Source organism: Streptomyces sp. SID5785 (assembly GCF_009870065.1).
Lineage (GTDB): Bacteria > Actinomycetota > Actinomycetes > Streptomycetales > Streptomycetaceae > Streptomyces.
In genome coordinates this window covers 1-485 of sequence record NZ_WWIA01000919.1, presented here as the reverse complement: position 1 = coordinate 485, position 485 = coordinate 1, and the positions used below count along the sequence as shown (strand labels likewise).

General features: G+C 79.6%; 1 protein-coding gene. It reads right to left on the bottom strand.

The features are described from left to right. Positions 1-485: peptidoglycan-binding protein (locus tag GTW43_RS30110; protein WP_202502126.1), on the bottom strand; the 485-nt coding region annotated here is incomplete at both ends.

The following is a 485-nucleotide window of genomic DNA, read 5'->3' as shown; positions in this document are numbered from 1 at the left end:
CGCCCGGCGGTCCGCCTCGCCCCAGCGCGGGCCAGGACCCTGCGTGTAGGACGCGCCGAACCCCTTCTCCACGAGCCGCCTGCCCAGCCGGGTCACCGCGTCGCCGCTCGCCCCCGGCCGGAACGCGGCGAGGCCCGGATAGGCCGGCACCGTCGACACCGCGGGCGTCTTCGCGGGCGCCCCGGCGGGGGCCGCGGCCGGCGTCTTCGCGGGCGCACCGGCGGGGGCCGCGCCGCCCGCGCCCGCGGCCGGGATGTCCTTGCCCTTGCCGCTGACCAGGTACGACCAGGTCTGCGGCCCCGGAATGCCGTCCGCCGCCGCGCCGGTCCAGCCCTGCGCCCGCTGGAAGGCCTGCGTCGCCCGGCGGTCCGCCTCGCCCCAGCGCGGGCCGGGACCCTCGGTGTAGAACCGCTTGCCGCCCCGGTCCACGAGCATCCGCCCGAGCTGGGTGACGTACGCGTTGTTCGCGCCCGGCCCGAAGGACA